Origin of the sequence: Phenylobacterium soli (assembly GCF_003254475.1) — a bacterium.
Classification (GTDB): Bacteria; Pseudomonadota; Alphaproteobacteria; order Caulobacterales; family Caulobacteraceae; genus Phenylobacterium; species Phenylobacterium soli.
Genome location: NZ_QFYQ01000001.1, coordinates 2,566,833 through 2,592,119 on the forward strand (window position 1 = coordinate 2,566,833; position 25,287 = coordinate 2,592,119).

Below are 25,287 nucleotides of genomic sequence, written 5' to 3' on the forward strand. Positions count from 1 at the left end.
GACGTGATGGCGCACCGCCCTCAGGCCGCCGCTTCCTTGGCCCGCCGTGCTTCCTGCAGGCGCGCGAAGTCCTCGCCGGCGTGGTGCGAGGAGCGTGTCAGCGGGCTCGCCGCCACCATCAGGAAGCCCTTGGCCCGGGCGATCTCCTCATAGGCGCGGAATTCGTCGGGGTGCACGAACCGGTCGATCGCTGCGTGCTTGCGGGTCGGCTGCAGGTACTGGCCGATGGTGATGAAGTCGACGCCGGCCGAGCGCATGTCGTCCATGACCTGCATGACCTCCTCCTTCGTCTCGCCGAGACCCACCATAACGCCCGACTTGGTGAACTGGCTCGGATCGCGCTCCTTGACGCGCTCCAGCAGGCGCAGGGAGTGGTAGTAGCGCGCGCCGGGGCGGATCGAGAGATAGAGTCGCGGCACGGTCTCGAGGTTGTGGTTGAAGACGTCCGGCCTCGCGTCGATGACGCTCCCCACCGCGCTCAGCGGCTTGCGCAGGAAGTCCGGCGTGAGGATCTCGATCGTGGTTTGCGGCGAGGCCCCACGGATCGCCTCGATCACCTTGACGAACTGGACGGCGCCGCCGTCGGCCAGGTCGTCCCGGTCCACCGATGTGATGACGACGTGCTTCAGCGCCATCTTGGCCACCGCGTCCGCGACCCTTGCCGGCTCGTCGGCGTCCAGGGCCTCGGGCTTGCCGGTGGTGACGTTGCAGAATGCGCAGGCCCGGGTGCAGACCTCGCCCAGGATCATGAAGGTGGCGTGGCTCTTGTCCCAGCACTCGCCGATGTTGGGGCACGCCGCCTCCTCGCACACGGTGACGAGCTTGTGCTCCTTCACCAGGGCGCGGGTGGCGGAATACCCGGGTGAGCCCGGCGCCCGCACGCGCAGCCACTCGGGCTTGCGCAGCAGCGGGGTGTCCGGACGGTTCTGCTTCTCCGGGTGGCGCGGGCGGCGTTCGCCCAGATTGTCGATGACCACGGCCATGGGCCCTAGATCGTCGGTCGGGGCGTCCGGATCAAGCCGCGAATGCGCGCACAGGCCCTGCGAAGGCGCGCTGGCGCTCACGGACTGTAACTTATCTTTTCAACCCCCTGGCCCATCGCTAGGCTCGCCGGCCAAACGATAACAGTTCGGGAGGCAGCGGCTCTTGTCGCCTTCGTTCGATCCTCGCCAGGCGCAGACCACGATCTTCGAGGCCCTGGTGGATGCGCGCCAGAAGTACGGCGCCAAGAAGCCGATCCTGGAAGACCAGGAGCGCAATCCTCTCAGCTACACCGACCTGATCCGGGCGGCGTTCGCGCTCGGCCGCAAGATCGCCGCCTTCACCGAGGCCGGCGAGCGGGTGGGCGTCATGCTGCCGTCGAGCTCGGGCGGAGTGGTCACCTTCTTCGCCCTGCACGCGTTCGGCCGCGTGCCGACGATGCTCAACTTCACCTCGGGAATCCGCAACCTGCGGGCCGCCTGCGAGCTCGCCGGGGTGAAGCGGGTGCTGACCTCCCATCGCTTCGTCGAGCAGGGCAAGCTGCACGACCTGATCGACGCGCTCGAGACCATCACCACGGTCACCTACCTCGAGGACGTGCGCGAGACCGTCGGCCTGCCGGACAAGCTGTTCGCCGCCGCGGCGGGCGCCCTGCCCCGCCAGTTCATGGCCAAGACCCGCCCCAGCGATCCGGGCGTGATCCTTTTCACCTCCGGCAGCTTCGGCGCGCCGCGGGGCGTGCTGCTGACCCAGGCGAACCTGGTCGCCAACGTGCGCCAGATCGAGGCGCACATCGCGCTCGACCCGAACTGGGTGATGTTCAACCCGTTGCCGATCTTCCACTGCTTCGGCCTGACCGGCGGGGTGCTGCTGCCGATCCTCACCGGCATGAAGGCCTTCGAGTATCCCTCGCCCCTGCACATCAAGCAGATCCCGCCACTGGTGAAGGACGCGAAGGCCTCAATCCTTTTGGCCACCGACACCTTCGTGAACCAGTACGCCCGCTCGGCCGAGAGCGACGAGCTGGCCGGCCTGGAGTTCGTGGTCTGCGGCGCCGAGAAGGTGCGAGAGGAGACCCACAACCTGATCCGCGACCGGTTCGGCCCGGTGCCCCTGCTTGAAGGCTACGGCGCGACCGAGGCCTCGCCCGTGATCGCCGTCAACAAGCCGGACGACAATCGCCGCGGCACCGTCGGAGGCCTGCTGCCCGGGATGGAGGTGCGGCTGGAGCCCGTCGAGGGCATTCCGGGCGGCGGCCGCCTCTATGTGCGCGGGCCCAACGTCATGGCCGGCTACCTTACCGCCGACGGCGGCGTCGACGCGCCCGCGGACGGCTGGCACGACACCGGCGATGTGGTGTCGCTGAGCGACGACGACTGGATCAAGATCCTCGGCCGCGTGAAGCGCTTCGCCAAGGTCGGCGGCGAGATGGTCTCCCTGACTGCGGCCGAGGACCTCGCCTCCTCCGTCTGGCCGGACTGCCGCCATGCGGTTGTCGCCGTGCCGGATCCGAAGAAGGGCGAGCGCCTGGTGCTGGTCACCGATCGCCGGGACGCCGACGCCGCCCCGCTCGTCAGCCATGCGCAGCGGATCGGCGCGCCGGAGATCGCCGTGCCGCGCAAGATCATCCGCGTGCCGGAGATCCCCGTCCTCGGTACCGGAAAGACCGACTACGTGGCCCTGCAGCGGATCGTCGACGCCGAGCTGCGCCGGGCGGCGTGACGCCGCCCGCCTCGCCTCAGATGTGCAGCACGCGCCCGTAGGCGTCGAGCGAGGCCTCGTGCATGGCCTCGCTCATCGTCGGATGCGGGAAGACGGTGGCCTGCAGCTCGGCCTCGGTGGCCTCGAGGGTCATGGCGAGGGCGAAGCCCTGGATCATCTCGGTGACCTCGGCGCCGATCATGTGCGCGCCGACGAGCGCTCCGGTCTTGCCGTCGAACACCGTCTTCACGAAGCCCTCGGTCTCGCCCATGGCGATGGCCTTGCCGTTCACGCGGAACGGGAAGCGCCCGACCTTCGGCTCCAGCCCCTTCTCCTTGGCCTGGGCTTCCGTGAGGCCGACGCTTGCGACCTGCGGGTTCGAATAGGTGCAGCCGGGGATCGGGGCGGTGAGGTTTGAGGGCGGCAGTCCGGCGATGTGCTCGATGCAGTGCACGCCTTCGTGGCTCGCCTTGTGGGCCAGCCAGGGCGGTCCGGCCACGTCGCCGATGGCGTAGAGACCGGCAACGCCGGTACCGCCATGGCGGTCGGTGACCACGTGGGTGCGTTCGATCTTCACGCCCAGCGCCTCCAGGCCCAGGTCCTCGACATTGCCGACGATGCCGACGGCGACGATGGCGACGTCGCCCTCCAGTGTCTCGGCCTTGCCGCCCGCCTCGATCTCCACCGACACGCCGTTCTTGGACTTCGAGAGCTTCTTCACATTGGCCGGCACGCGGAACTGGATGCCCCGCTTCTCGAACGCCTTGTGGGCGGCCTTGGAGACCTCTTCGTCCTCCACCGGCAGGATCCGCGGCAGCATCTCGACCACTGTAACTTCCGAGCCTAGCGCGCGATAGAAGCTCGCGAATTCGATCCCGATGGCGCCCGAGCCGATGACGATCAGCTTCTTCGGCGCGGCCTTCGGGACCAGCGCCTCGCGATAGGTCCAGACCCGCTCGCCGTCCGGCACGAGGCCCGTCTCCGGGAAGGTGCGGGCGCGGGCGCCCGTCGCCAGGACCACGTGCTTGGCCTGTAGGGTGCGGCTGCCGCCGGCGTTCAGCGCGACCACCACCTTGGGCGCGGGGCTGCCCTTCTCGAGCCTGGCCGTGCCGGCCACGACCTCGATCTTGTGCTTCTTCATCAGGAAGCCGACGCCGGAGTTCAGCTGCGCGGCGACCTTGCGCGAACGCTCCACCACCTTGCCGAAGTCGTAGGAGCGGCCCTCGATGGCCAGGCCGTAATCGCCGAGGTGGCCGAGCTGTTCGTAGACGTCGCCTGAGCGCAGCAGCGCCTTGGTCGGGATGCAGCCCCAGTTGAGGCAGATGCCGCCGAGCTCGGCGCGCTCGACGATGGCGGTCTTGAAGCCGAGCTGCGCGGAGCGGATCGCGGTCACATAGCCGCCGGGGCCCGAGCCGATGATGATGACGTCGAAATCCATCAGAGCAGCGCCTCGATCGCGCTTTCCAGCGCCTTGGGTTCGACGGTCGGGGCGAAGCGGCCGACCACCTCGCCCTGCCGGTCCACGAGGAACTTGGTGAAGTTCCACTTGATGTTGGCCGTTCCCAGCAGGCCCTTCTTCGCCGACTTCAGATAAGCGTAGAGCGGGTGGGTCTTGGGCCCGTTGACGTCGATCTTCCGCATCATCGGAAAGTCCACGTCGTAGGTCAGGGAGCAGAAGTTGGCGATCTCGGCGGCGTCGCCCGGCTCCTGCGCGCCGAACTGGTTGCAGGGAAAGCCAAGGACGACGAGGCCCTTGTCCCGGTACTTCCGATAGAGCGCCTCGAGCCCCTCATATTGCGGGGTGAAGCCGCATTTGCTGGCCGTGTTGACGATCAGCACGACCTTGTCGCGGTAGGCCGAGAGGGGCGCCGGCTTGCCGTCGAGCGTCTCGGCCTCGAAGTCGTAGATGCCCATCGGGTCCGTCCTCAGACGATCATGGTGATCGGGTCTTCGATCAGCGCCTTGAAGGCCGCCAGCCAGCGCGCGCCGGTGGCGCCATCCACGACGCGGTGGTCGCAGGACAAGGTGACCGTCATCACCGTGGCGATGGCCAGTTGATCGCCGCGCACCACGGGCCGCTTCTCGCCGACGCCGACGCTCAGGATGGCGCCTTGCGGCTCGTTGATGATCGAGCCGAAGCTCTTGATGCCGAACATGCCGAGGTTGGAGACGGAGAAGGTGCCGCCGAGGTATTCCTCGGGCTTCAACTTCTTCGCCCGCGCCCGCTCGGCGAGGTCTTTGGCCTCGGTGGCGATCTGCGCCAGGCCCTTGGTCTCGGCCTCGAAGATGATCGGCGTGATCAGGCCGTGAGGCACCGAGACCGCCATGGCCACGTCGGCATGGTGGTGCATGGCGATGCCCTCGGGCGTGTAGGAGGCGTTGGCCTCCGGCACCCGCTTCAAGGCGATGGCCGCGGCCTTGATGACCATGTCGTTGACGCTGACCTTCACCCCCTCCTTTTCGAGGATGGCGTTGATCTTCGCCCGCGCCGCCAGGAGCCCGTCGATCTCCAGGTCCATGTTCAGCGGGAAGTGCGGCACGTCGCGGAAGCTGTCGGTCATCCGCCGGGCCACCGTCTTGCGCATGCCGTCGAGCGGGATGAGGTCGTAGCTGCCGGGCCTGATGCCCTGTTGCTCCAGGCTCAGCACCTGCCGCGGCGCTTCGGCGGCGTGGGCCGGGGCCGCTTGTGGGGTGGCTTGCGGCGCGGCAGGCCGCGCCTGGCCGGGTCGGGCGGCCTCGACGTCGGCCCTGACGATGCGGCCGTGCGGGCCCGTGCCCTTCACCGCGGAGAGGTCCACGCCCTTCTGCTCGGCGATCCGCCGCGCCAGAGGCGATGCGAAGATCCGGCCGCCAGAGCTCGCCTTGGCCGGCGCTGCCGGCGTGGGCGCGGGAGGCGGAGCGGGTTGGGCCTTCGGTTCAGCCTTCACGGGTTCGGGCTTGGGAGCCTCTGCCTTCGGGGCTTCGGCCTTCGGCGCTGGCGGCGGACTGGCCGCCGCGCCCTCGCCGCTCAGCTTTGCGATCGGCGTGTTGACCTTCACGCCCTCGGTCCCTTCGGGCACCAGGATCTCCTCGACCACGCCCTCGTCGACCGCCTCGACCTCCATGGTCGCCTTGTCGGTCTCGATCTCGGCGATGACATCGCCCGAGCGCACATTGTCGCCCTTCTTCACGTGCCACTTGGCGAGCGTGCCCTCCTCCATGGTCGGAGAGAGCGCGGGCATGAGGACGTCGATGGACATGAGTCAGATGCTCGGTTGGGCTTCGACCAGGGTGGCGGGCGTCCAGCGGGCCCTGCGGCGCGCCAGTCGTTCCCCGTCGGTTTCGTCTTCATAGTCGGCAGGTTCGGGCGTGCGCCCCTCGAAGCCGGGCAGCTGCACGCCAGCGACGTTCAGCGTCGCCAGCCGCGAGCCGTCGTCCAGCTCGATGGACGAGGCCACATAGACACCGCACTCCTCGCACAGCAGCACGTCGACGGTCCGGCGGCCGAAGCGGTAGTGGTTCACTGCCCCCGGCGCGGCTTCGATGTGCAGAAAGCTCTTCGGGTCGCTGGTGGTCGCCGCGCCGTGGCGCCGGCAGAAGCCGCACTGGCAGGCGCGGTAGGCGAGCTCGGCCACCGGCTTCCCCGGCTCCAGGATCACGCGGATCGCACCACAGTGGCAGTGCCCGACGAGCTGCGGCGTGGTCATGCCGGCTCCTTCGACAGGTGCGCCAGGCCGCCGGCGTTGGCTTCCCAGTTCTGCCCGTCGAAAGCCTCGATCCGCAGGTCGAGCCCTTCGGTGGTGTCCAGGCAGCGGGCGTTGACGCTCCAGCCGTCCGGGTTGGAGCGCGGCCGGTAGAAGCTCTTGATGCCGCACTCGGAGCAGAACAGGTGCTTCGCGACGCGGGTGTTGAAGGTGTACTCGCTCAGCCGCTCCGCGCCCCTGACGATGCGGAACCGGCTTTCCGGCACGATGATGTGCACGAAGCCGGTCTTGGCGCACATGGAACAGTTGCAGGCCTGCGCCTCGACCACCTCGCCCAGCGCCACCTCGAAGCGGATCCCGCCGCAATGGCAGCCGCCGGCCCGCCACTGGAAGGGGGCGCGGCTCATCGGTAGCTCACCGCCTTGGCAGCCTGGACGATCTTGTCGACCGAGGGCAGCGACAGGGCTTCGAGATTGGCGGCGTAGGGCAACGGCACGTCTTCCTGGCAGACCCGCGCCGGCGGGGCGTCCAGGTAGTCGAAGGCGTGCTCCACCACGCGGGCGGCGACTTCGGCGCCGACGCCCATCGGGCCCCAGCCCTCCTCCACCGTCACCAGGCGGTTGGTCTTCTTGACGCTCTCGACCACCGTCTCGTGGTCCAGCGGGCGGATCGAGCGCAGGTCGATGACCTCGGCCTCGATGCCCTCGGCCGCCAGCTTCTCGGCCGCTTCCAGGCAGAAGCCGACCATCCGCGAGTAGCTGACCAGGGTGACGCCGGTCCCTTCGCGGCGGACCTTGGCCTTGCCGATCGGCAGGACCCAGTCGATCCCTTCCGGGACGTCAAACTCCTGGCCGTACATCATCTCGTTTTCGAGGAAGACGACGGGGTTCGGATCGCGGATGGCGGCCTTGAGCAGGCCCTTGGCGTCGGCGGCGTCGTAGGGCGCGATCACCTTCAGGCCGGGGACGTGGCCGTACCAGGCCGCATAGTCCTGGCTATGCTGGGCGGCGACGCGCGCGGCCGCGCCGTTCGGACCGCGGAAAACGATCGAGGTCTTCAGCTGGCCGCCGGACATATAGAGCGTCTTTGCAGCGGAATTGATAATGTGATCAATCGCCTGCATCGCGAAGTTGAAGGTCATGAACTCGACGATGGGCTTCAGGCCGGCCATGGCCGCGCCGACGCCGACGCCGGTGAAGCCGTACTCGGTGATCGGGGTGTCGATCACGCGGCGCTCGCCGAACTCCTGCAGGAGGTCGCGGCTGACCTTGTAGGCGCCCTGGTACTGCGCCACCTCCTCGCCCATCAGGAAGACGTCGGCGTCGCGCCGCATCTCCTCGGCCATGGCGTCGCGCAGGGCGTCGCGCACGGTCTGGCGGATGAGGTTGGTCCCGGCCGGCAGCTCGGGGTCGGTCAGGGGCTGGCGCGGCGTCACCGCTGCGGCGCCCTCGCCTTCCGGCTTCGGCCGGGCCGTCTCGGGCGGTTTCTTCTCGGGATCGCCGGCGGAGGCTTCGCCCTCGCCCTTGCCGCCGCCAGCTTCGGCCGGAGCGGCCTGCGGAGCCGGAGCCGCGGCCGGCGCGTCCTCGCCGGACAGCCGGGCGATGGGCGTGTTGACCTTCACGTTTTCCGCGCCCTCGGGGACGAGGATCTCCTCGATCACGCCCTCGTCGACCGCCTCGACCTCCATGGTCGCCTTGTCAGTCTCGATTTCGGCGATGACATCGCCCGAGCGCACGTTGTCCCCCTTCTTCACGTGCCACTTGGCGAGCGTGCCCTCCTCCATGGTCGGAGAGAGCGCCGGCATCAGTACGTCGGTCACGCGCGCACCTCCGTATAGACGTCCGTGTAGAGCTCGGCGGGATCGGGCTCGGGGCTGGTGCGGGCGAATTCCGCGGCGTCGGCGACGATCTTCTTCACCTCGCCGTCGATGGCCTTGAGGCTCGCCTCGTCGGCGTAGCCCTGCTTCTCGAGCAGCTCCTCGATGTGATCGATGGGGTCGCGGGTCTTGCGCACCGCGTCCACCTCTTCGCGGGTCCGGTACTTGGCCGGATCGCTCATGGAGTGGCCGCGATAGCGGTAGGTCTTCATCTCGAGGATGTAGGGGCCGTTGCCCGAGCGGGCGTGCTCGGCGGCCTTTTCGGCGGCGGCCCTGACGGCCAGCACATCCATGCCGTCGACTTCCTCGCCCGGGATGCGGAACGAGGCGCCGCGCTTGTAGAGGTGGGTCTCCGAGGAGGCGCGCTCGATGGAGGTGCCCATGGCGTACTGGTTGTTCTCGATGATGTAGACGACCGGCAGGCTCCAGAGCTCGGCCATGTTGAAGCTCTCGTAGACCTGCCCCTGGTTGGCCGCGCCGTCGCCGAAGTAGGTGAAGGCGACCTTGCCGTTGTTCCGGTACTTGTTGGCGAGCGCCAGGCCCGTGCCGAGGGACACCTGGCCACCGACGATGCCGTGACCGCCGTAGAAGTCGGACTCGGTCGAGAACATGTGCATCGACCCGCCCTTGCCCTTGGACGAGCCGCCGGCCCGCCCAGTGAGCTCGGCCATGACTTCCTTGGGATCCATGCCCGCGGCGAGCATATGGCCGTGGTCACGGTAGCCGGTGATGATCTCGTCGCCGGGTTGCTTGACCGACTGGACGCCCACCGCGACCGCTTCCTGGCCGATGTAGAGGTGGCAGAAGCCGCCGATCAGGCCCATGCCGTAAAGCTGGCCCGCCCGCTCCTCGAAGCGGCGGATCAGCAGCATGTCCCGATAGTACCTTAGCAGCTCATCCTTGCCGGCCCCGGATTTGGGGTCGGCGCCGTTGGCTTTTCGCCGACCGGCCGCACCGGTCTGCCCGCGCGCCATACGTTACTCCATGGGTCGTCAGAGGGTCTCGATACAACCGTTGACCTTAGGGTCAAGGGGCCGTGCGGATCACATAGTCCCTTGGGTCAGCGAAGCCTAGCAGGGAGCGGGCCCTTTCCTCGAGGAGATCGGCCGAGAGGCTCGTGTCGCGCAAAAGGCGGGCGCGCTTCTCCAGATCCTCGCGCTGGGCGCGCAGGGCGGCGAGCTCCTTGGTCTTGGCCACCAGGGCCGCGTCGCGCTGGTTGGACGACAACAGCCCCTGCTCGCCGGTGAAGGCGTGAATCGCGAAATAGACGATGAGCAAGCCCAGCGCTGCGGTCGGCAGATAGGAGCGGAGGCGGGCGAGCACGGCGATTCCCTGGGAATGACCCTTCTCAATCGCCGAACATGCTTAACGGCGGTTAAACCGCCTCCGACCCGCGGCGGCGTCAGGCCCCGCGCTGGGCCCGCAGCGCGCCACGCCCGGCGTAGATCGCCTGGTCGCCGAGCTCTTCCTCGATGCGCAGGAGCTGGTTGTACTTGGCCGTGCGATCCGAGCGCGCCAGGGAGCCGGTCTTGATCTGCCCGCAGTTGGTGGCGACCGACAGGTCGGCGATGGTGGAGTCCTCGGTCTCGCCCGAGCGGTGGCTCATCACCGCCGTGTAGGCGTTACGGTGGGCGAGATCCACGGCGTCCAGCGTCTCGGACAGGGTGCCGATCTGGTTGACCTTCACCAGGATCGAGTTGGCGAGACCCTTCTCGAGCCCCATGGCCAGCCGCGCCGGATTCGTCACGAACAGGTCGTCGCCGACGAGCTGGATCTTGCCGCCGAGCTTGTCGGTGAGCAGCTTCCAGCCCTCGAAGTCGTCCTCCGCGCAGCCGTCCTCGATCGTCACGATCGGGAAGCCCGCCACGAGGCCGGCCAGGTAGTCGACCATGCCGGACGGATCCACCGTCTTGCCCTCGCCTTCCATGACGTACTTGCCGTCCTTGAAGAACTCGGTCGAGGCGACGTCGAGGCCGAGCAGGAAGTCCTTGCCCGCCTTGTAGCCGGCGCTTTCGCCGGCCTTCATGATGAACTCCAGCGCCGCCTCGGCGCTGGCCAGGTTCGGCGCGAATCCGCCCTCGTCGCCGACGTTGGTGTTGTGGCCCGCGGCCTTCAGCTGCGCCTTGAGGGCGTGGAAGATTTCGGCGCCCATGCGCAGGCCCTCGGCGAAGGTCTCCGCCCCGGCCGGCAGGAGCATGAACTCCTGGATGTCGATCGGATTGTCGGCGTGGGCGCCGCCGTTGATGATGTTCATCATGGGGGTCGGCAGGACGCGGGCGGAGACGCCGCCCACGTACTTGTAGAGCGGGAGGGCCGAGGAGCTGGCCGCGGCCTTGGCCGTCGCCAGGCTGACGCCGAGGATGGCGTTGGCGCCGAGGCGGCTCTTGTTGTTCGTGCCGTCGAGCTCGATCAGCAGCTTGTCGATCCGGCGCTGGTCCTCGGCGTCCGAGCCGGACAGGGCGTCGTAGATCTCGCCGTTCACCGCGTCGACCGCCTGGCGAACGCCCTTGCCGCCGTAGCGCGACTTGTCGCCGTCGCGCTTCTCCACCGCCTCGTGCGCGCCGGTCGAGGCGCCGGAGGGAACCGCGGCGCGGCCCATGGAGCCGTCTTCCAGGATCACGTCGACTTCGACCGTCGGATTGCCGCGGCTGTCCAGGATTTCACGGGCGACGATATCGACGATTTCGGTCATTTCGGTCCTCGGAAGGTGGGGAAGCAGCCCTTAACGGGCTTCCAGCCCTCCCGCAACGCCGCTTGACCTCCCTCACGGCGCCCGGTTCATGCGGTTGACCTTACGGAGGACCATCCATGCTGCTCGTCGAGAAGCCCCGCGAGGGCGTCGCCGTCGTCACCTTCAACCGCCCCGAGGCGATGAACGCGCTCTCCAAGGCGCTGCGCGCGGCGCTGAACAAGGCCTTCCGCGAACTCGACGCCGATCCGGCCGTGAAGGTGATCATCCTGACGGGCGCCGGCGAGCGCGCCTTCACCGCGGGGCTCGACCTGAAGGAGCTCGGGACCGATCCGCTCGGCATGGGGGCGGCCAACGCCACCTCTCCGGACGAGAACCCCGCCCTCGCCGTCCTCGACTGCAAGAAGCCGATCATCGGCGCGATCAACGGCGTCGCCATCACCGGCGGCTTCGAGGTGGCGCTGGCCTGCGACGTGCTGCTCTGCTCGACCAATGCCCGCTTCGCCGACACCCACGCCCGCGTCGGCATCACCCCGGGCTGGGGCCTTTCCCAGAAGCTGTCGCGGGCCATCGGCCCCTACCGCGCCAAGGAGCTGTCGCTCACCGGCAACTTCCTGTCGGCCCAGCAGGCCTATGACTGGGGCCTGGTGAACCGGGTGGTCGAGCCGGCCGAGCTGATGCCCGCCGCCCTGAAGATGGCCGAGGAGATGGCCAGCATCGAGACCGACATGCTGCTCACCTACAAGGCGATGATCGACGACGGCTACAAGGTCAGCCTCGGCGAGGGCCTCAAGCTCGAGCACGATCGTTCCGTGGTCCACAACGCCAAGGTGACGCCAGAGATGGTCGAGGCCCGCCGCGCCGGCGTCCAGGCCCGCGGCCGCACCCAGTAGCGCCGCCGGCGGCTAAGGCTAAGCTGTCTCTCGCTGCGGATTCGGGGGACATCATGGCGCAGATCGAACTGGGACCAGGCGACCTTCTGGACGCCCGCGGGCGTCTGAGCGAGCCGGGCTGGGCCCGCCGCGAGGCGCGCCGCTACAGCCGCGCTGCAATCGCCGCCTCGCCGCTGCGGATCAAGGAGTGGGACTACTACTGCGTCCTCGCCGGCGACTACGGCATCGCCACGGTCGTGGCCGACAACGGCTATATGGGCTTTCTCTCCACCACCTGGCTCGACCTCAAGGGCCGCCAGGGGATCACCGACAGCGTCATCACGCCCTTCCCGCTCGGCCGGATGAAGATGCCGGCAAGCGCCGACGTCGGCGACATCGTCCAGGAGCATCCGCGGACCAGGCTCGCCTATCGTCACACGCCGGGCGGCCGCCACCTCTCCATCGACTGTCCCGGCTTCATGAACGGCAAGGGCCTGAAGGCCGAGATCGATCTCGCCCAGCCGCCGATGGACCGGATGATGATCGCCACGCCGTGGCCGAAGGCGCCGAAGGCCTTCTACTACAACCAGAAGATCAACTGCATGGCCGCCACCGGCGAGGCGCGGCTGGGCGATGAGACCTACGCCTTCCGGCCCGACAGCGCTTTCGGCGTGCTGGACTGGGGACGCGGCGTCTGGACCTATCACAACGTCTGGTACTGGGGCTCGGCCTCGGGGCTCGTGGACGGCAAGCCGTTCGGCTTCAACATCGGTTACGGCTTCGGCGACACCTCGGCCGCCTCCGAGAACATGGTCTTCGTGGACGGCGTCGCTCACAAGCTCGACCAGGTGACCTTCCACATCCCGACAGGGACATACGACGGCGCGCCGTGGCGCTTCTCCAGCAACGACGGGCGCCTGGAGATGACCTTCGAGCCGATCCTCGATCGCGCCGACAAGACCGATCTCAAGATCATCCGCAACATCGGCCACCAGGTGTTCGGCCGCTTCTCCGGGACCGCGGTGCTCGACGACGGCCGCAAGGTGACCTTTCACGACCTGCTCGGCTTCGCCGAGGAGATCGAGAACGCGTGGTAGCCCGGACCGGCGGGGCGCGAATCAAAACGCCGGCCGCGTGGCGCGACCGGCGTCGAAATTCGGCTCCTCGAGTGGAGGAGGCTTAGTCTTCCTTGGGCGTCAGGACCTGGCGGCCCTTGTACATGCCGGTCTTCAGATCGACGTGGTGCGGCCGCTTCAGCTCGCCGGTCTCCTTGTCCTCGACGTAGGAGTTGGCGCCGAGCGCGTGGTGCGAACGCCGCATGTTGCGCCGGGACGGCGAGGTTTTTCGCTTAGGAACGGCCATCGGAGTATCTCGCGGGCGTGAAAAAGATTGCGGCGGCCTGGCCAGGGACTGGCAGGCCGCCGACGTGAGCGCGGGTGTATGCATGAAACCGCCCGCGCAATCAAGGGCGCTAGACGAGGCGGCTCCGCTCCTTGGCGGCGCCGATGAAACTGGCGAACAGCGGATGGGGCTCGAAGGGGCGGCTCTTCAGCTCCGGGTGGTACTGGACGCCGACGAACCAGGGGTGGTCCGCCCGCTCGCAGAGCTCCGGCAGCACCCCGTCCGGCGACAGGCCCGAGAAGTTCAGGCCGGTCTTCTCGATGGCGTCCTTGTAGGCGATGTTCACCTCGTAGCGGTGACGGTGGCGCTCGGAGATGGTGGTCGCGCCGTAGATCTCCGCAACCCGGCTGCCCGGCTTCAGCACCGCCTCGTAGGCGCCGCAGCGCATGGTGCCGCCCAGCTCGCCGCCCTCGGCGCGGACTTCCCGCTCGTTGCCCTTGGTCCACTCGGTCATCAGGCCGACGATGGGCTCGGAGGTGGGGCCGAACTCGGTCGACGAGGCCTTCTTGATGCCGGCCAGGTTCCGGGCCGCCTCAATCATCGCCATCTGCATACCGAAGCAGATGCCGAAGTACGGAATCTCGTGCTCGCGGGCGAACTGCACCGCTCGGATCATGCCCTCCGAGCCGCGCTCGCCGAAGGCGCCGGGCACCAGCACCCCGTGGACGCCCGCCAGCCGCTCGCGGATCAGCGCCTCGTCCTTCTCGAAGGCCTCGCCCTCGATCCAGTCGAACTTGACCCGCACCTTATTGGCGAGCCCGCCGTGGATCAGCGCCTCGACGAGCGATTTGTAGGCGTCGGTCAGGCCCGTGTACTTGCCGACGATGGCGATGGTCACTTCGCCGTCGGGATGGCTGAGGGTGTGGCTGATCTCCTGCCAGCCGGCGAGGTTGGGGGTCGGCGCGTCGTTCATGCCGAAAACGTCCAGGACTTCGGTGTCGAGGCCCTGGGCGTGATAATCGAGCGGCACCGTGTAGATGTTGGCCGAATCCATCGCCTCGATGACGGCGCTCGGCCGCACGTTGCAGAACAGCGCCAGCTTCTTACGCTCGCTCTCCGGGATCGACATCTCGCAGCGGCAGAGCAGGATGTCGGGCTGGATGCCGATCGAGCGCAGCTCCTTCACCGAGTGCTGGGTCGGCTTGGTCTTCATCTCGCCGGCCGTCTTGATGAACGGCAGCAACGTCAGGTGGATGAAGCAGGCGTGATGGCGCGGCAGCTCCTGGCCGAGCTGGCGGATCGCCTCGAAGAACGGCAGGCCCTCGATGTCGCCGACCGTGCCGCCCACCTCGACCAGGACGAAATCGACGCCCTCGCCCGGATCGGCCAGGACGAAATCCTTGATCTCGCCGGTGACGTGCGGGATCACCTGGACGGTGGCGCCGAGGTAGTCCCCGCGCCGCTCCTTCTCGATGATCTTCTTGTAGATCTGGCCGGTGGTGATGTTGTCGCCCTTGGTGGCGTTCACCCCCGTGAAGCGCTCGTAGTGCCCGAGGTCGAGATCCGTCTCAGCCCCGTCGTCGGTCACGAAGACCTCGCCGTGCTGGTAGGGGCTCATCGTCCCCGGATCGACATTCAGATAGGGATCGAGCTTGCGCAGGCGGACCTTGTAGCCGCGAGCCTGCAGAAGCGCGCCAAGAGCGGCGGACGCGAGACCTTTACCAAGGGAAGAGACCACGCCGCCGGTGATGAAAATGTACCGGGCCATGGGCGTTCAGGTTAGCAGCGATTCGCCCCGGACGAGGCTCAAAAGAGAACGCTTATCCACGGGAAGATCAGGGCTTGGCGGGAGCGGCCGGGGCGGGCTGCGTCTGCTGGCCCTCGCCCAGGAACGGATTGTGCACGGTGGGCTGCGGCGCCTGGAACGGCGCCGGCTGCGGGGCGCCGGGCTGGCCGGCCGGGGCGGGCTGCTGTTGCGGCGGCTGGTTCAGGGTCGCCGGGTTGATCGCGTCAACCTTCAGCCGGTCGACGACCGAGGCCGCGCCGCGCTCGCGGCCCGCCAGCAGGGTGAGCGTCAGGGCCAGGGCGAAGAAGACACCGCCCAGGATCCAGGTGGTGCGGGTCAGAAGGTCCCCTGCCCCGCGCGCCGTCATGAAACCCGACGGACCGCCGCCCATGCCCAGGGCTCCGCCTTCGGACCGCTGCAGCAGCACCACGACGATCAGCATCACGCTGACGATGACCTGGAGGATGAGCAGGAGATTCAGAAGCATGGAGCCCTTGGTCCGGTGCGCTCGGGCGGTCACACCGCCGCGAAATGAAGCGGGCGCTCTATCAGGAAGCCGCCGCCATGGCCATACCTAGGACGTCACACACCTTTGACAAGCCATGATTCCGTTCGCCAAGCGCCTCACCGTCCTGGAGACCGAACGCCTGAGGCTCCAGCCGCTCATCGAGGCGGATGCGGCCGACATCTTCCCGCTGATGGGCGATCCGGAAGTCATGGCCTTCCTCGACATGCCGCAGACCGACGAGCCGGACCTCGTGGCCGAGCTCGTGCGCGCCCAGGTCGCCGCCATGGGCCAGGGCAAGGCGGTCTACTGGACCATCCGCACCCTCGATGGCGCGGACTTCGTCGGCTGCTGCGAACTCGCCGACATCGACCGCTGGCACAAGCGCGCCGAGATCGGCTTCATGCTCGGCCGCGGGAGCTGGGGCTCCGGCTACGGCCACGAGGCGATGCAGGCGGTCGTGGCCTATGCCGCGGCCGGCGGCCTTCGCCGGCTCATCGCCACCATCCACCTCGGCAACCGGCGTTCCGAGACGATCCTCGAGAAGCTCGGTTTCAAGGAGGAAGGCCTCTTGCGGGGCCATGTCCTGCGCGAGGGCGAGCGTCGCGACTGCCAGGTCTTCGGTCTTCTCCTGTAGCGCGGCCGTGCCTATCTGCGGAGCTGGAGGGGTTCCGATGAACAATCCGATCAAGGTGACCGGCTTCGACCACATCGTCCTGCGGGTGCGCGACAAGCAGGCCATGCTGGACTTCTATTGCGGCGTCCTCGGGCTCAGCGTCGATCGCGACCGGCCCGAGATCGGGCTCACCCACCTGCGCGCCGGGCCGCAGATGATCGACCTCGTCACCCTCGACGGGCCGCTTGGCAAGGCGGGGGGCGCCGGGCCGGGCGTGGAGGCGCGCAATCTCGACCACTTCGCCTTGCAGGTGCGCCCGTTCGACGCCGATGCGATCCGCGGCCACCTGGCCGCCCATGCGGTGGCCATCGAGGACGAAGGCCAGCGCTACGGCGCTGACGGCGACGGCATGTCGCTCTACATCCGAGATCCGGAAGGCAACACGGTCGAGCTGAAGGGGCCTTCGGCCTAGTCGGTGAAGACGACGGTCTTGCGGCCGTTCAGAAGCACCCGGTCGTCCAGCGTCCAGCGCACGGCGCGCGCCAGCACACGGCGTTCGATGTCGCGGCCCTTGCGGATCAGGGCGGCCGGCGTGTCGCGATGGGTGATGCGCTCGACGTCCTGCTCGATGATCGGCCCCTCGTCGAGGTCCGGCGTGACGAAATGGGCCGTGGCGCCGATGACCTTCACGCCGCGGGCGTGCGCCTGATGGTACGGCCGCGCGCCCTTGAAGCCCGGCAGAAACGAGTGGTGGATGTTGATGCAGCGCCCGGCGAGCTTGGTCGCCAGCTCGTCCGACAGCACCTGCATGTAGCGGGCGAGGACCACCAGTTCGGTGCGGGTCTCCTCGATGAGCCCCCACAGCGCCCGCTCCTGCCCCGCCTTGGTCTGCGCCGTCACCGGCAGGTGATGGAAGGCGATGCCCTTGAGGTCTGTGTGCGGGAAGGTGCTCTCCGGATGGTTGGAGACCACCGCGGTGATGTCCATCGGTAGCTCGCCCTGCCGCCAGCGCCAGATGAGGTCCGACAGGCAATGGTCGGTCTGGGAGGCGAGGATCATCACCCGCCGCCGTTCGTCGGCGCCCCTGAGCCGCCACTCCATCCCGAGCTCGCCCGCCAGGCGCTCGAACTCGGCCTTCAGAGCGTCCGCGTCCCGCGCGCCCGGATCGAACACGGTGCGCATGAAGAACCGCCCCGTCTCCGGGTCGTCGTACTGCTGGGCGTCGAGGATGTTGGCCCCGCGCTCGAACAGGAAGCCCGAGACCCGCGCCACGATGCCGGTCCGGTCGGGGCACGACAGGGTGAGTATGACGGAGCGGCTCATAGCCTCTGCCCTAGAGGGCGTTGACGATGGCCAGGAAGTCGGTCGCCTTCAGGGAGGCCCCGCCGACCAGCGCCCCGCCAACCTCGGCGGCGTGCAGGATCTCCTCGGCGTTGGAAGGCTTCACCGAGCCGCCATAGAGGATCGCCACGCCCTCGCCCGCCGCGCCGAACTTCTCCTTCAGCGTCGCCCGGATGGCGCGGTGCATCTCCTCGATCTCGGCCGTGGTCGGGGTGAGGCCCGTCCCGATCGCCCACACCGGCTCGTAGGCCACCGAGAAGGGCTTGCCGGTCAGTTCGGCGGGCAGCGAGCCGCGGACCTGGTCGGTGACGACGGGCAGCGCGCGGCCGCCGTTGCGCTCTTCCAGGGTCTCGCCCACGCAGACGATGGGCTCGAGCCCCGCACGCAGGGCCGCCTGGACCTTTCGGGAGACGATCTCGTCGGTCTCGCGATAGCCGGTGCGCCGCTCGGAGTGGCCGAGGATCACCATCTGGGCCCCCGCGTCCTTCAGCATCTGGGCCGAGACGTCGCCGGTGAAGGCGCCGAAGTCGTCCCAGTGGGCGTCCTGGCCGCCGACCAGCACCCGCGAGCCGGCCAGCATTTCGCACATCTGGTGGATCAGGAGGCTCGGCGGGCAGATGGCCACGCGGCCCTTGGCCTCCTTGGCGCCCTCGGCGATGGCGACCGCCTCGCTCAGCGAGGCCCGCAGGCCGTTCATCTTCCAGTTTCCGGCGATCAGCGGCACGGGCGCGGTCATCGGGCCTCCCTGGCTCTCTCGTTGAAGTTCGTGGCGTTCAAGTTCGTCAGGCGGCGCGGTTAAGGCATGGCGAGCGCTCTGTCACGCGCTTGCGGTGGCTTGGGGGCCTCCACTATACCGGCCAGTCTGTTCGCGCCCCCCCGGAAAGGGATCCGATGCTCGCCGCCATTCGCGCCTTCGCGAAGACCTGGGTCGCCGCCGTCCTGTTCGGCATCCTGATCATCAGCTTCGCGCTATGGGGCATCCGCGACGTGTTTCGCGGCCGCATCAGCGACGCGGTCATCGTCGCCGGCTCCCGCACGATGAACTCGGCTCAGTACAAGCGCGAGTTCGACCAGCAGAAGTCGCGCCTCGAGCAGCAGTACGGCCAGCCGATTCCCACCGAGGTTGCCTCCGCCAACGGGCTGGACACCCAGGTGCTGCAAGGGCTCGCGACGCGCGAATCCTTCGCCGAGCTGCTGCGCAAGATCGGCCTGCAGCCGTCGGACAAGCTGGTGGTCGCCGAGATCGAGAAGATCCCGGCCTTCTTCGACCAGGTCTCCGGCCGTTTCGACAAGAAGTCCTATGCCCAGCGGCTGGCCGACAACGGCCTCACCGTGCCGGCGTTCGAGCAGATGATCCGCGACGACATCGCCCAGCAGCATCTGATGATGGGCGTCGCCAGCGGCCTGGCCATGCCGCGCGCCTACACCGCCATGGCCGCGGTCTACGGCCTCGAGAACCGCGACGTGGCTCTGATCCAGGTGGGTCCGTCGAGCGTCGCCCAGCCGGCCGCGCCGACGGACGAGCAGCTCACCGCCTTCATGAAGGAGAACGCGGCCCAGCTCCTGCGGCCCGAGTTCCGCGCCCTCTCGGTCGTCCGCTTCAGCCCCGACCAGGTCCAGCCCGGCCCCGTGGACGAGGCCGAGGTGATGAAACGCTACAACTTCCGCAAGGACACCCTCTCCAAGCCGGAGACCCGCACGGTCGTGCAGATCCCGGCCAAGGACGCCGCCGCCGCCGCGCAGATCACCGCTCGCCTGGCCAAGGGCGAGGCGCCCGCCGCCATCGCCAGGTCCCTCGGCGTCGACGCGATCACCTATCCGCAGAAGCCGCAGAGCGCGATCCCGGACCGCAAGGTGGCCGCTGCGGCCTTCCAGATGAAGCAGGGCCAGGTGCAGACCGTCCAGGGCGACCTCGGTCAGGCCGTGGTCCGCGTCGATCAGGTCGTGCCCGGCCACGAGGTGACGCTGGCCGAGATCCGTCCGGCCCTCGAGGCCGAAGTCCGCAAGGACGCCGCCACCGCCAAGGTGGACGCCCTCTCCCAGACCTATGACGATGCTCACGCCAAGGGCGCGACCCTGGCCGAAGCGGCCCAGAAGGCCGGCGTTCCGGTCATCTCCATCCCGCCCGTCGCCAAGCAGGGTCTCGACCAGCAGGCCAAGCCGGTGCCGGGCCTGTCGCAGAAGCTGCTGGAGACGGCCTTCTCCCTGCCCGCCGGCGGCGAGAGCGAACTCGTGGACGCCGGCAACGGCGAATATTTCGCGGTGCGCGTCGAGAAGGTGATCCCGCCGGCCGTGCCGCCGCTGGCCGAGATCAAGCCGCAGCTCACCAAGGCCTGGACGATGCGCGAGCTCGCCAAGCGCATGGAAGCCAAGGCCGGCGAACTCCTGGCGCGGGTGAAGAAAGGCGAGAGCCTGGACGCCGTCGCGGCCTCCGCCGGCCTGAAGGTCACCCACCTCACCGGCCTCAGCCGTCAGACCGCCGCCCAGAATCCGGCGGCCTCGCAGGAGGTCCTGGCAAACACCTTCTCCGGCAAGCAGGGCGACGCCTTCAGCGCACGCGACAAGGAGTTCGGCTATGTGGTCGGCAAGATCGAGAGCGTGAAGATCGCTGACGCCACCGCCCTCGCCCAGGCCGCCGAACAGGTCCGGCCGCAGATGTCGATGGCCTTCCTGCGCGAACTCGAGGAAGCGGCCCGCGACGGCGCCCGCGCCAAGATCAAGCCGCGGATCGACACCGACCGGGCCCGCGCCGCCCTGGGCCTCGAGCCCGCCGAGGCGACCAAGGGCGGGGCCAAGCCGGGACCCGCGAAGTGACGCCCGAGCCCTCGTTTACAGACTTCGAGAAGACCTATGCGCGGGGCGCTCCCCAGCTCGTCTGGACGCGCCTGATCGACGACCTCGAGACCCCGGTCTCGGCCTATCTGAAGATCGGACACGGCCGGCCCTACGCCTTCCTGTTCGAATCCGTCGAGGGCGGCGCCTGGCGCGGCCGCTATTCGATCATCACCCTCGATCCCGACCTCGTCTGGCGTTGCCGCGGCGACCAGGCCGAGGTTGCCGAGGGCGAGGACATCGCCGCCGGGCGATTCAAGCCGCAGCCGGGCGGCGCCCTGGATTCCCTCCGCGACCTCGTCGCCGCGTCGCGGATCGACCTGCCCGAAGGCGTGCCGCCGATGGCCGGCGGCGTCTTCGGCGCCATCGGCTACGACATGATCCGGCTGGTCGAGCATCTGCCGAACCCGCCGAAGGATACGCTGGGCCTGCCGGACGGCGTCATGACGCGGCCGTCGATCGTCGCGGTCTTCGATTCGATCGGACAGGAGATCCTGCTGGCCACCCCGGTGCGCCCCGGCAAGGAGAGCGCCCGCGACGCCTACGCCGCCGCCCAGGGCCGCCTGGCGGGCGTCGTCGCGGACTTGCGCCATCCGACCCCGCGCCTGCTCGGCAACGGCCAGCCGCAGCCCGATCGCTTCACCACCCCGGTGAGCCGGGAGGACTATCGCAAGGTGGTCGAAAAGGCGAAGGAGTACATCCGCGCCGGCGACATCTTCCAGGTGGTGCCGAGTCACCGCTTCCGCGCGCCCTTCGAGCCGGATCCCTTCGCGCTCTATCGATCGCTGCGGCGGACGAACCCCTCGCCGTTCCTGTTCTTCCTGAACTTCGGGGATTTCCAGCTCGCCGGCTCGTCGCCGGAGATCCTGGTCCGCCTGCGCGACGGCAAGATCACCATCCGCCCGATCGCCGGCACCCGTCCGCGCGGCGCGACGCCGGAGGAGGACGCGCGGCTGGAGCAGGAGCTGATCGCCGATCCCAAGGAGCGGGCCGAGCACCTCATGCTGCTCGATCTCGGCCGCAACGACGTGGGCCGCGTGGCCATGCTCAAGCAGGCCGGCGCCAACGAGCCGCCGCAGACCGCGCGCGGGCCCCGCGTGCGCGTCACCGACAGCTTCTTCGTCGAGCGTTACAGCCACGTGATGCACCTCGTCTCCAACGTCGAGGGCGACGCGCCCGAGGGGCTGGACCCCGTCGACGTGGTGATGGCCGCCCTCCCCGCCGGCACGCTTTCGGGCGCGCCGAAGGTGCGGGCCATGGAGATCATCGACGAGCTGGAAGTCGAGAAGCGCGGCATCGGCTACGCCGGCGGCGTCGGCTATTTCGGCTGCGATGGCTCGGTGGACACCTGCATCGTCCTGCGCACGGCGCTGTTCAAAGACGGGATGATGTACGTTCAGGCGGGCGGCGGCGTGGTGGCGGACTCCGATCCGGACGCCGAATACGACGAGACCCAGCACAAGGCCCGCGCCCTGCGCCGCGCAGCCGAGGAAAGCTGGCGGTTCGTCTGAGCCGCTGCGCCCTAGGGCGCGCTCTTCAGCACGTGCTCGCTGATCACCGGCGGAGCCATGATCATGGCGGTGGCGAAGGCCAGGGCCGAGATGGCCAGCAGGCCTGCGGCCCCGAGCACCGGCCAGATCCGCTCGCGCGGCTGCGGCTTCTCGAGAAGGGTTCGAGCCTGGTTCATGGCTTCGGGATCGAGGGCCGATTCGGTAAACGACATCTTGGCGCCAGGATCGCGGGAGTCGGGTCCAGCGCCAATCAGCGCGCTTGGCGGATCAAGCGTCAGAGCCTAGATGGTGCGCCATGATCCTGGTGATCGATAACTACGACAGCTTCACCTACAACCTGGTTCATTATCTGAACGAGCTGGGGGCGGAGACGGTCGTCCACCGCAACGACGCGCTGAGCGTCGAGGAGGCGCTTGGCCTGAAGCCGCAGGGCCTCCTGCTCTCGCCGGGGCCGTGCACGCCGAACGAGGCCGGCATCTGCCTGGGCCTCATCGAGCGGGCCCCGGCCGACCTGCCGATCCTTGGCGTCTGCCTCGGCCACCAGGCCATCGGCCAGGCGTTCGGCGGGACCGTGGTTCGCGCCGGCGCTCTGATGCACGGCAAGACGAGCCCGATCCACCATACCGGCAAGGGCGTCTTCAAGGGGCTGAAGAACCCCTTCACCGCCACCCGCTACCACAGCCTCTCGGTGCGCCGCGAAGACCTGCCGGACGTCCTGGAAGTCACCGCCTGGACCGACGACGGCGAGATCATGGGCTTCATGCACAAGAGCCGGCCCGTGCACGGCGTGCAGTTCCACCCGGAATCCATCGCCACCGAGTGCGGCCACGAGCTCTTGGCCAACTTTCTGGAGATCGCGGGCGTCAAGCCCCTGGTCCAGGCCTGAGCCTCCATGTCGGACGCCTTCAAGCCGCTGCTCTCGCGCCTGGCGGATGGCGCGACGCTCTCCGAAGAGGACGCGGGCGAGTTCTTCGACGCCTGCCTGCGTGGCGAGCCGACGCCGGCCCAGGTGGCCGCGGCGCTCACCGCCATGCGGATGCGGGGAGAGACGGTCGGCGAGCTCACGGCCTCGGCCCGCGCCATGCGCAAGGCCGCCGTCAGCCTCGAGCACCCCTATGACGTCATCGACGTCTGCGGCACCGGCGGCGACGGGCTGCACACCTACAACATCTCCACCGCGGTCGCCTTCGTGGCGGCCGGCGGGGGCCTGAAGGTCGCCAAGCACGGCAACCGCGCCCTCTCGTCGAAGTCCGGCGGGGCCGACGTGCTCACCGAGCTCGGCGTCAACATCGCCGCGAGCCAGGCCCAGCAGCTCCAGGCCCTGGCCGAGGCCGGCATCTGCTTCATGTTCGCCCCTTCGCACCACGGGGCCATGCGCCACGTGACGCCGATCCGCGCCGAACTGGGGTTCCGGACGATCTTCAACCTGCTCGGCCCCCTGGCCAATCCGGCCAAGGCGCGCCGCCAGCTCCTCGGCGTCTTCGACACCCGCTGGGTGGAGCCCCTCGCCCGCGTGCTCGGCGCCCTGGGCGCGGAGAAGGCCTGGACGGTGCACGGCCAGGGCATGGACGAGGTGACGACCACCGGCGAGACCCAGGTCGCCGAGTGGCGGAACGGTCAGGTGCGGCTGTTCCGTATCACGCCGGAGGCCGTCGGCCTGCCCCGCGCCTCCCTCGCCGACCTGACCGGCGGCCCGCCGGCCGAGAACGCCCAGGCGCTGCGCGAGCTGCTGGCCGGCGCCAAGGGCCCCTACCGCGACATCGTGCTGCTCAACGCCGCCGCCGCCTTCCTGGTGGGCGACAAGGTGGAGACCCTGCGCGAGGGCGTCGAGCTGGCGGGCCAAGCGATCGACGACGGCCGCGCCGCCGCCGCCCTCCAGCGCCTCGTCGAGATCACCGGCGAGGTCCAGCCCGCATGAGCGACATCCTCGCCAAGATCGCCGCCTACAAGCGCCAGGAAGTGGCCGAGCGGAGGGCCATCCGCGATCAGGCCGCGGTCGAGGCCGCCGCATCCCACGCCTCCGCGCCCCGCGGTTTCCGCGCCGCGCTGGAGCGCGCCCACGCGCCCGGCCGTCTGGCCCTCATCGCCGAGATCAAGAAGGCTTCGCCCTCGAAGGGTCTGATCCGCGAGGACTTCGATCCGCCCGCGCTGGCCCGCGCCTACGAGGCGGGCGGCGCGGCCTGCCTCTCGGTGCTCACCGACGGCCCGAGCTTCCAGGGCGCCGACGCCTATCTGGGCGCCGCCCGCGCCGCGGTCGCCCTGCCCTGCCTGCGCAAGGAGTTCCTGGTCGATCCGTGGCAGGTGGCCGAGAGCCGCGCGCTCGGCGCCGACGCCATCCTGGTGATCCTGGCCATGGTCGACGACGGCGTCGCCGCCGCCCTGATGTCCGAGGCCCGCCGCCTGGGGATGGATGCCCTGGTCGAGGTGCACGACGAGGCCGAGATGGACCGGGCCGGAGCCCTGGGCGCCGACCTTGTGGGGGTCAACAACCGCGACCTGCGCACCTTCGTCACCGACCTCGCGATCACCGAGCGGCTCGCCGCGCGGGCGCCCAAGGCCGCCCTCCTCGTCACGGAGAGCGGGATCTTCACCGCCGCCGACGCCGCGCGCCTGGAACACGCCGGGGCCAAGGCCATGCTGGTCGGCGAGAGCCTGATGCGCCAGGCCGACGTCACCGCCGCTACGCGCGAGCTTTTGGCCGCCTGACTGAGTCGCTGCGGCGCCGCTCGCGGCCTTGTGAAAACCGAGTGTTTTCAAAGGCTGTAGCGGTAACTTGACATTAACGCGGAACACCTAGAGAACATTCTCGACGTTTGCGCTTTGTTCTCGAAGCGCCCCCTGAAGTTCCAAAGGTGTCGCCGCCATGCTGACGCGCAAGCAACACGAGCTGCTCATGTTCATCCATGAGCGCATCAAGGAGACCGGCGTCTCGCCCTCTTTCGACGAGATGAAGGAGGCGCTGGGCCTGGCGTCGAAGTCCGGCATCCACCGGCTGATCACGGCGCTCGAGGAGCGCGGCTTCCTGCGCCGCCTGCCCCACCGGGCCCGGGCGCTGGAGGTGACCAAGCTGCCCACCCAGGCGACGACGGCCGCGCCACCCAAGGGGCGAGCCCCCTTCAAGCCGCAGCTTGTGGAGGCCGGGCCCGACGCTCCGGGCGCCGCGAACGACACCCGCGACCTGCCGATCCTCGGACGCATCGCCGCTGGCACGCCGATCGAGGCGATCCAGCAAGAGCGCGACCGGATTCCGGTGCCGGAGACCCTTCTGGGCGCCGGCGAGCACTTCGTCCTCGAGATCCAGGGCGACTCCATGGTCGGCGCCGGAATCCTCGACGGCGACTTCGTGGTCATCCGCCGGACCAATTCGGCCCAATCGGGCGAGATCGTCGTGGCCCTCGTCGATGGCGAAGAGGCCACCCTCAAGCGCCTGCGCAAGAAGGGCGCCTCGATCGCCCTGGAAGCGGCGAACCCCGCCTACGAGACCCGCATCTTCGGCCCCGACCGCGTGGCCGTTCAGGGCAAGCTCGTCGGCCTGATCCGCCGCTACCACTAG

General features: G+C 68.9%; 27 protein-coding genes. 11 read left to right on the plus strand and 16 right to left on the minus strand.

The window, feature by feature from the left end:
- Nucleotides 1–20 precede the first annotated feature (20 nt).
- Nucleotides 21–983, minus strand: a complete 963-nt coding sequence (gene lipA / locus DJ017_RS12780) for a lipoyl synthase (RefSeq protein WP_111529073.1) — start codon at nt 981–983, stop codon at nt 21–23.
- 163 nt (nt 984–1,146) lie between these two features.
- Here lipA and DJ017_RS12785 point away from each other — a divergent pair, with 163 nt between their 5' ends.
- A complete protein-coding gene (locus DJ017_RS12785; protein ID WP_111529074.1) occupies nt 1,147–2,703 on the plus strand; it encodes an AMP-binding protein in 1,557 nt (518 codons plus the stop codon).
- A gap of 16 nt (nt 2,704–2,719) precedes the next feature.
- Here DJ017_RS12785 and lpdA read toward each other — a convergent pair whose 3' ends face one another.
- The 9 genes from lpdA to eno form a co-directional block, all read right to left on the minus strand.
- Nucleotides 2,720–4,120 carry a dihydrolipoyl dehydrogenase gene (gene lpdA / locus DJ017_RS12790; protein ID WP_111529075.1) on the minus strand — a complete coding sequence of 467 codons (1,401 nt, stop codon included), beginning with the start codon at nt 4,118–4,120 and terminating at the stop codon, nt 2,720–2,722.
- Complete coding sequence (locus DJ017_RS12795) at nt 4,120–4,596, minus strand: glutathione peroxidase (protein ID WP_111529076.1); 477 nt, start codon at nt 4,594–4,596, stop codon at nt 4,120–4,122. Before DJ017_RS12795 ends, lpdA begins: the two co-directional genes overlap by 1 nt.
- Nucleotides 4,597–4,607: 11 nt before the next feature.
- Complete coding sequence (locus DJ017_RS12800; RefSeq protein ID WP_111529077.1) at nt 4,608–5,921, minus strand: pyruvate dehydrogenase complex dihydrolipoamide acetyltransferase; 1,314 nt, start codon at nt 5,919–5,921, stop codon at nt 4,608–4,610.
- Between the two features lie 3 nt (nt 5,922–5,924).
- Entirely contained in the window at nt 5,925–6,368 is a 444-nt protein-coding gene (locus DJ017_RS12805) for a GFA family protein (protein WP_111529078.1), read from the minus strand.
- A complete protein-coding gene (locus DJ017_RS12810) occupies nt 6,365–6,772 on the minus strand; it encodes a GFA family protein (protein ID WP_111529079.1) in 408 nt (135 codons plus the stop codon). Before DJ017_RS12810 ends, DJ017_RS12805 begins: the two co-directional genes overlap by 4 nt.
- The gene (locus DJ017_RS12815; RefSeq protein ID WP_111529080.1) at nt 6,769–8,184 is read right to left on the minus strand and encodes a pyruvate dehydrogenase complex E1 component subunit beta; all 1,416 of its coding nucleotides are present in this window, start codon (nt 8,182–8,184) and stop codon (nt 6,769–6,771) included. The genes DJ017_RS12810 and DJ017_RS12815 overlap by 4 nt, the downstream gene beginning before the upstream one ends.
- Nucleotides 8,181–9,215 carry a pyruvate dehydrogenase (acetyl-transferring) E1 component subunit alpha gene (gene pdhA, locus DJ017_RS12820; RefSeq protein ID WP_111529081.1) on the minus strand — a complete coding sequence of 345 codons (1,035 nt, stop codon included), beginning with the start codon at nt 9,213–9,215 and terminating at the stop codon, nt 8,181–8,183. The genes DJ017_RS12815 and pdhA overlap by 4 nt, the downstream gene beginning before the upstream one ends.
- Nucleotides 9,216–9,267: 52 nt before the next feature.
- Nucleotides 9,268–9,564 carry an FtsB family cell division protein gene (locus DJ017_RS12825; protein ID WP_111529082.1) on the minus strand — a complete coding sequence of 99 codons (297 nt, stop codon included), beginning with the start codon at nt 9,562–9,564 and terminating at the stop codon, nt 9,268–9,270.
- Between the two features lie 79 nt (nt 9,565–9,643).
- Nucleotides 9,644–10,933: a phosphopyruvate hydratase gene (gene eno, locus DJ017_RS12830; protein WP_111529083.1), complete on the minus strand. Its 1,290-nt coding sequence runs from the start codon at nt 10,931–10,933 to the stop codon at nt 9,644–9,646.
- Nucleotides 10,934–11,049: 116 nt separating this feature from the next.
- Here eno and DJ017_RS12835 point away from each other — a divergent pair, with 116 nt between their 5' ends.
- Together DJ017_RS12835 and DJ017_RS12840 are read left to right on the plus strand one after the other, a co-directional pair.
- Nucleotides 11,050–11,823, plus strand: coding sequence for an enoyl-CoA hydratase (locus DJ017_RS12835; protein ID WP_111529084.1), 774 nt, complete (start codon nt 11,050–11,052; stop codon nt 11,821–11,823).
- 53 nt (nt 11,824–11,876) lie between these two features.
- Nucleotides 11,877–12,899 carry a DUF2804 domain-containing protein gene (locus DJ017_RS12840; protein WP_111529085.1) on the plus strand — a complete coding sequence of 341 codons (1,023 nt, stop codon included), beginning with the start codon at nt 11,877–11,879 and terminating at the stop codon, nt 12,897–12,899.
- Nucleotides 12,900–12,981: 82 nt separating this feature from the next.
- Here the strand turns inward: DJ017_RS12840 and rpmF are convergent, their stop codons facing one another.
- The 3 genes from rpmF to secG form a co-directional block, all read right to left on the minus strand.
- A complete protein-coding gene (rpmF, locus tag DJ017_RS12845) occupies nt 12,982–13,164 on the minus strand; it encodes a 50S ribosomal protein L32 (protein ID WP_111529086.1) in 183 nt (60 codons plus the stop codon).
- A 109-nt stretch (nt 13,165–13,273) separates the two neighbouring features.
- Nucleotides 13,274–14,911 (minus strand): CTP synthase, encoded by a 1,638-nt coding sequence (locus DJ017_RS12850; protein WP_111529087.1) that lies wholly within the window; start codon nt 14,909–14,911, stop codon nt 13,274–13,276.
- 67 nt (nt 14,912–14,978) lie between these two features.
- Nucleotides 14,979–15,416, minus strand: coding sequence for a preprotein translocase subunit SecG (gene secG / locus DJ017_RS12855; protein ID WP_111529088.1), 438 nt, complete (start codon nt 15,414–15,416; stop codon nt 14,979–14,981).
- 115 nt (nt 15,417–15,531) lie between these two features.
- On the opposite strand from secG, the gene DJ017_RS12860 reads away from it, so the two are divergent.
- Nucleotides 15,532–16,071 carry a GNAT family N-acetyltransferase gene (locus DJ017_RS12860; RefSeq protein WP_111529089.1) on the plus strand — a complete coding sequence of 180 codons (540 nt, stop codon included), beginning with the start codon at nt 15,532–15,534 and terminating at the stop codon, nt 16,069–16,071.
- 37 nt (nt 16,072–16,108) lie between these two features.
- Complete coding sequence (locus DJ017_RS12865; RefSeq protein WP_111529090.1) at nt 16,109–16,522, plus strand: VOC family protein; 414 nt, start codon at nt 16,109–16,111, stop codon at nt 16,520–16,522.
- Here the strand turns inward: DJ017_RS12865 and purU are convergent.
- Both purU and tpiA read right to left on the minus strand, forming a co-directional pair.
- Nucleotides 16,519–17,373 carry a formyltetrahydrofolate deformylase gene (gene purU, locus DJ017_RS12870; protein ID WP_111529091.1) on the minus strand — a complete coding sequence of 285 codons (855 nt, stop codon included), beginning with the start codon at nt 17,371–17,373 and terminating at the stop codon, nt 16,519–16,521. The genes DJ017_RS12865 and purU overlap by 4 nt on opposite strands.
- 10 nt (nt 17,374–17,383) lie before the next feature.
- The gene (gene tpiA, locus DJ017_RS12875) at nt 17,384–18,127 is read right to left on the minus strand and encodes a triose-phosphate isomerase (protein WP_111529092.1); all 744 of its coding nucleotides are present in this window, start codon (nt 18,125–18,127) and stop codon (nt 17,384–17,386) included.
- Nucleotides 18,128–18,282: 155 nt separating this feature from the next.
- Between tpiA and DJ017_RS12880 the strand changes: the two genes are divergently transcribed.
- Together DJ017_RS12880 and trpE are read left to right on the plus strand one after the other, a co-directional pair.
- Complete coding sequence (locus tag DJ017_RS12880; RefSeq protein ID WP_111529093.1) at nt 18,283–20,205, plus strand: peptidylprolyl isomerase; 1,923 nt, start codon at nt 18,283–18,285, stop codon at nt 20,203–20,205.
- Nucleotides 20,202–21,734 carry an anthranilate synthase component I gene (trpE, locus tag DJ017_RS12885; protein ID WP_111529094.1) on the plus strand — a complete coding sequence of 511 codons (1,533 nt, stop codon included), beginning with the start codon at nt 20,202–20,204 and terminating at the stop codon, nt 21,732–21,734. Before DJ017_RS12880 ends, trpE begins: the two co-directional genes overlap by 4 nt.
- Nucleotides 21,735–21,745: 11 nt before the next feature.
- On the opposite strand, the gene DJ017_RS12890 is transcribed toward trpE, so the two are convergent.
- Nucleotides 21,746–21,946 (minus strand): hypothetical protein, encoded by a 201-nt coding sequence (locus tag DJ017_RS12890; protein ID WP_111529095.1) that lies wholly within the window; start codon nt 21,944–21,946, stop codon nt 21,746–21,748.
- A gap of 83 nt (nt 21,947–22,029) precedes the next feature.
- Here DJ017_RS12890 and DJ017_RS12895 point away from each other — a divergent pair, with 83 nt between their 5' ends.
- The 4 genes from DJ017_RS12895 to lexA all read left to right on the plus strand — a co-directional run bounded on the left by DJ017_RS12895 (nt 22,030) and on the right by lexA (nt 25,287).
- A complete protein-coding gene (locus tag DJ017_RS12895; RefSeq protein ID WP_111529096.1) occupies nt 22,030–22,620 on the plus strand; it encodes an anthranilate synthase component II in 591 nt (196 codons plus the stop codon).
- Between the two features lie 6 nt (nt 22,621–22,626).
- Entirely contained in the window at nt 22,627–23,652 is a 1,026-nt protein-coding gene (gene trpD / locus DJ017_RS12900) for an anthranilate phosphoribosyltransferase (protein ID WP_111529097.1), read from the plus strand.
- Nucleotides 23,649–24,440, plus strand: coding sequence for an indole-3-glycerol phosphate synthase TrpC (trpC, locus tag DJ017_RS12905; protein WP_111529098.1), 792 nt, complete (start codon nt 23,649–23,651; stop codon nt 24,438–24,440). Before trpD ends, trpC begins: the two co-directional genes overlap by 4 nt.
- Nucleotides 24,441–24,597: 157 nt before the next feature.
- Nucleotides 24,598–25,287: a transcriptional repressor LexA gene (gene lexA / locus DJ017_RS12910; RefSeq protein WP_111529099.1), complete on the plus strand. Its 690-nt coding sequence runs from the start codon at nt 24,598–24,600 to the stop codon at nt 25,285–25,287.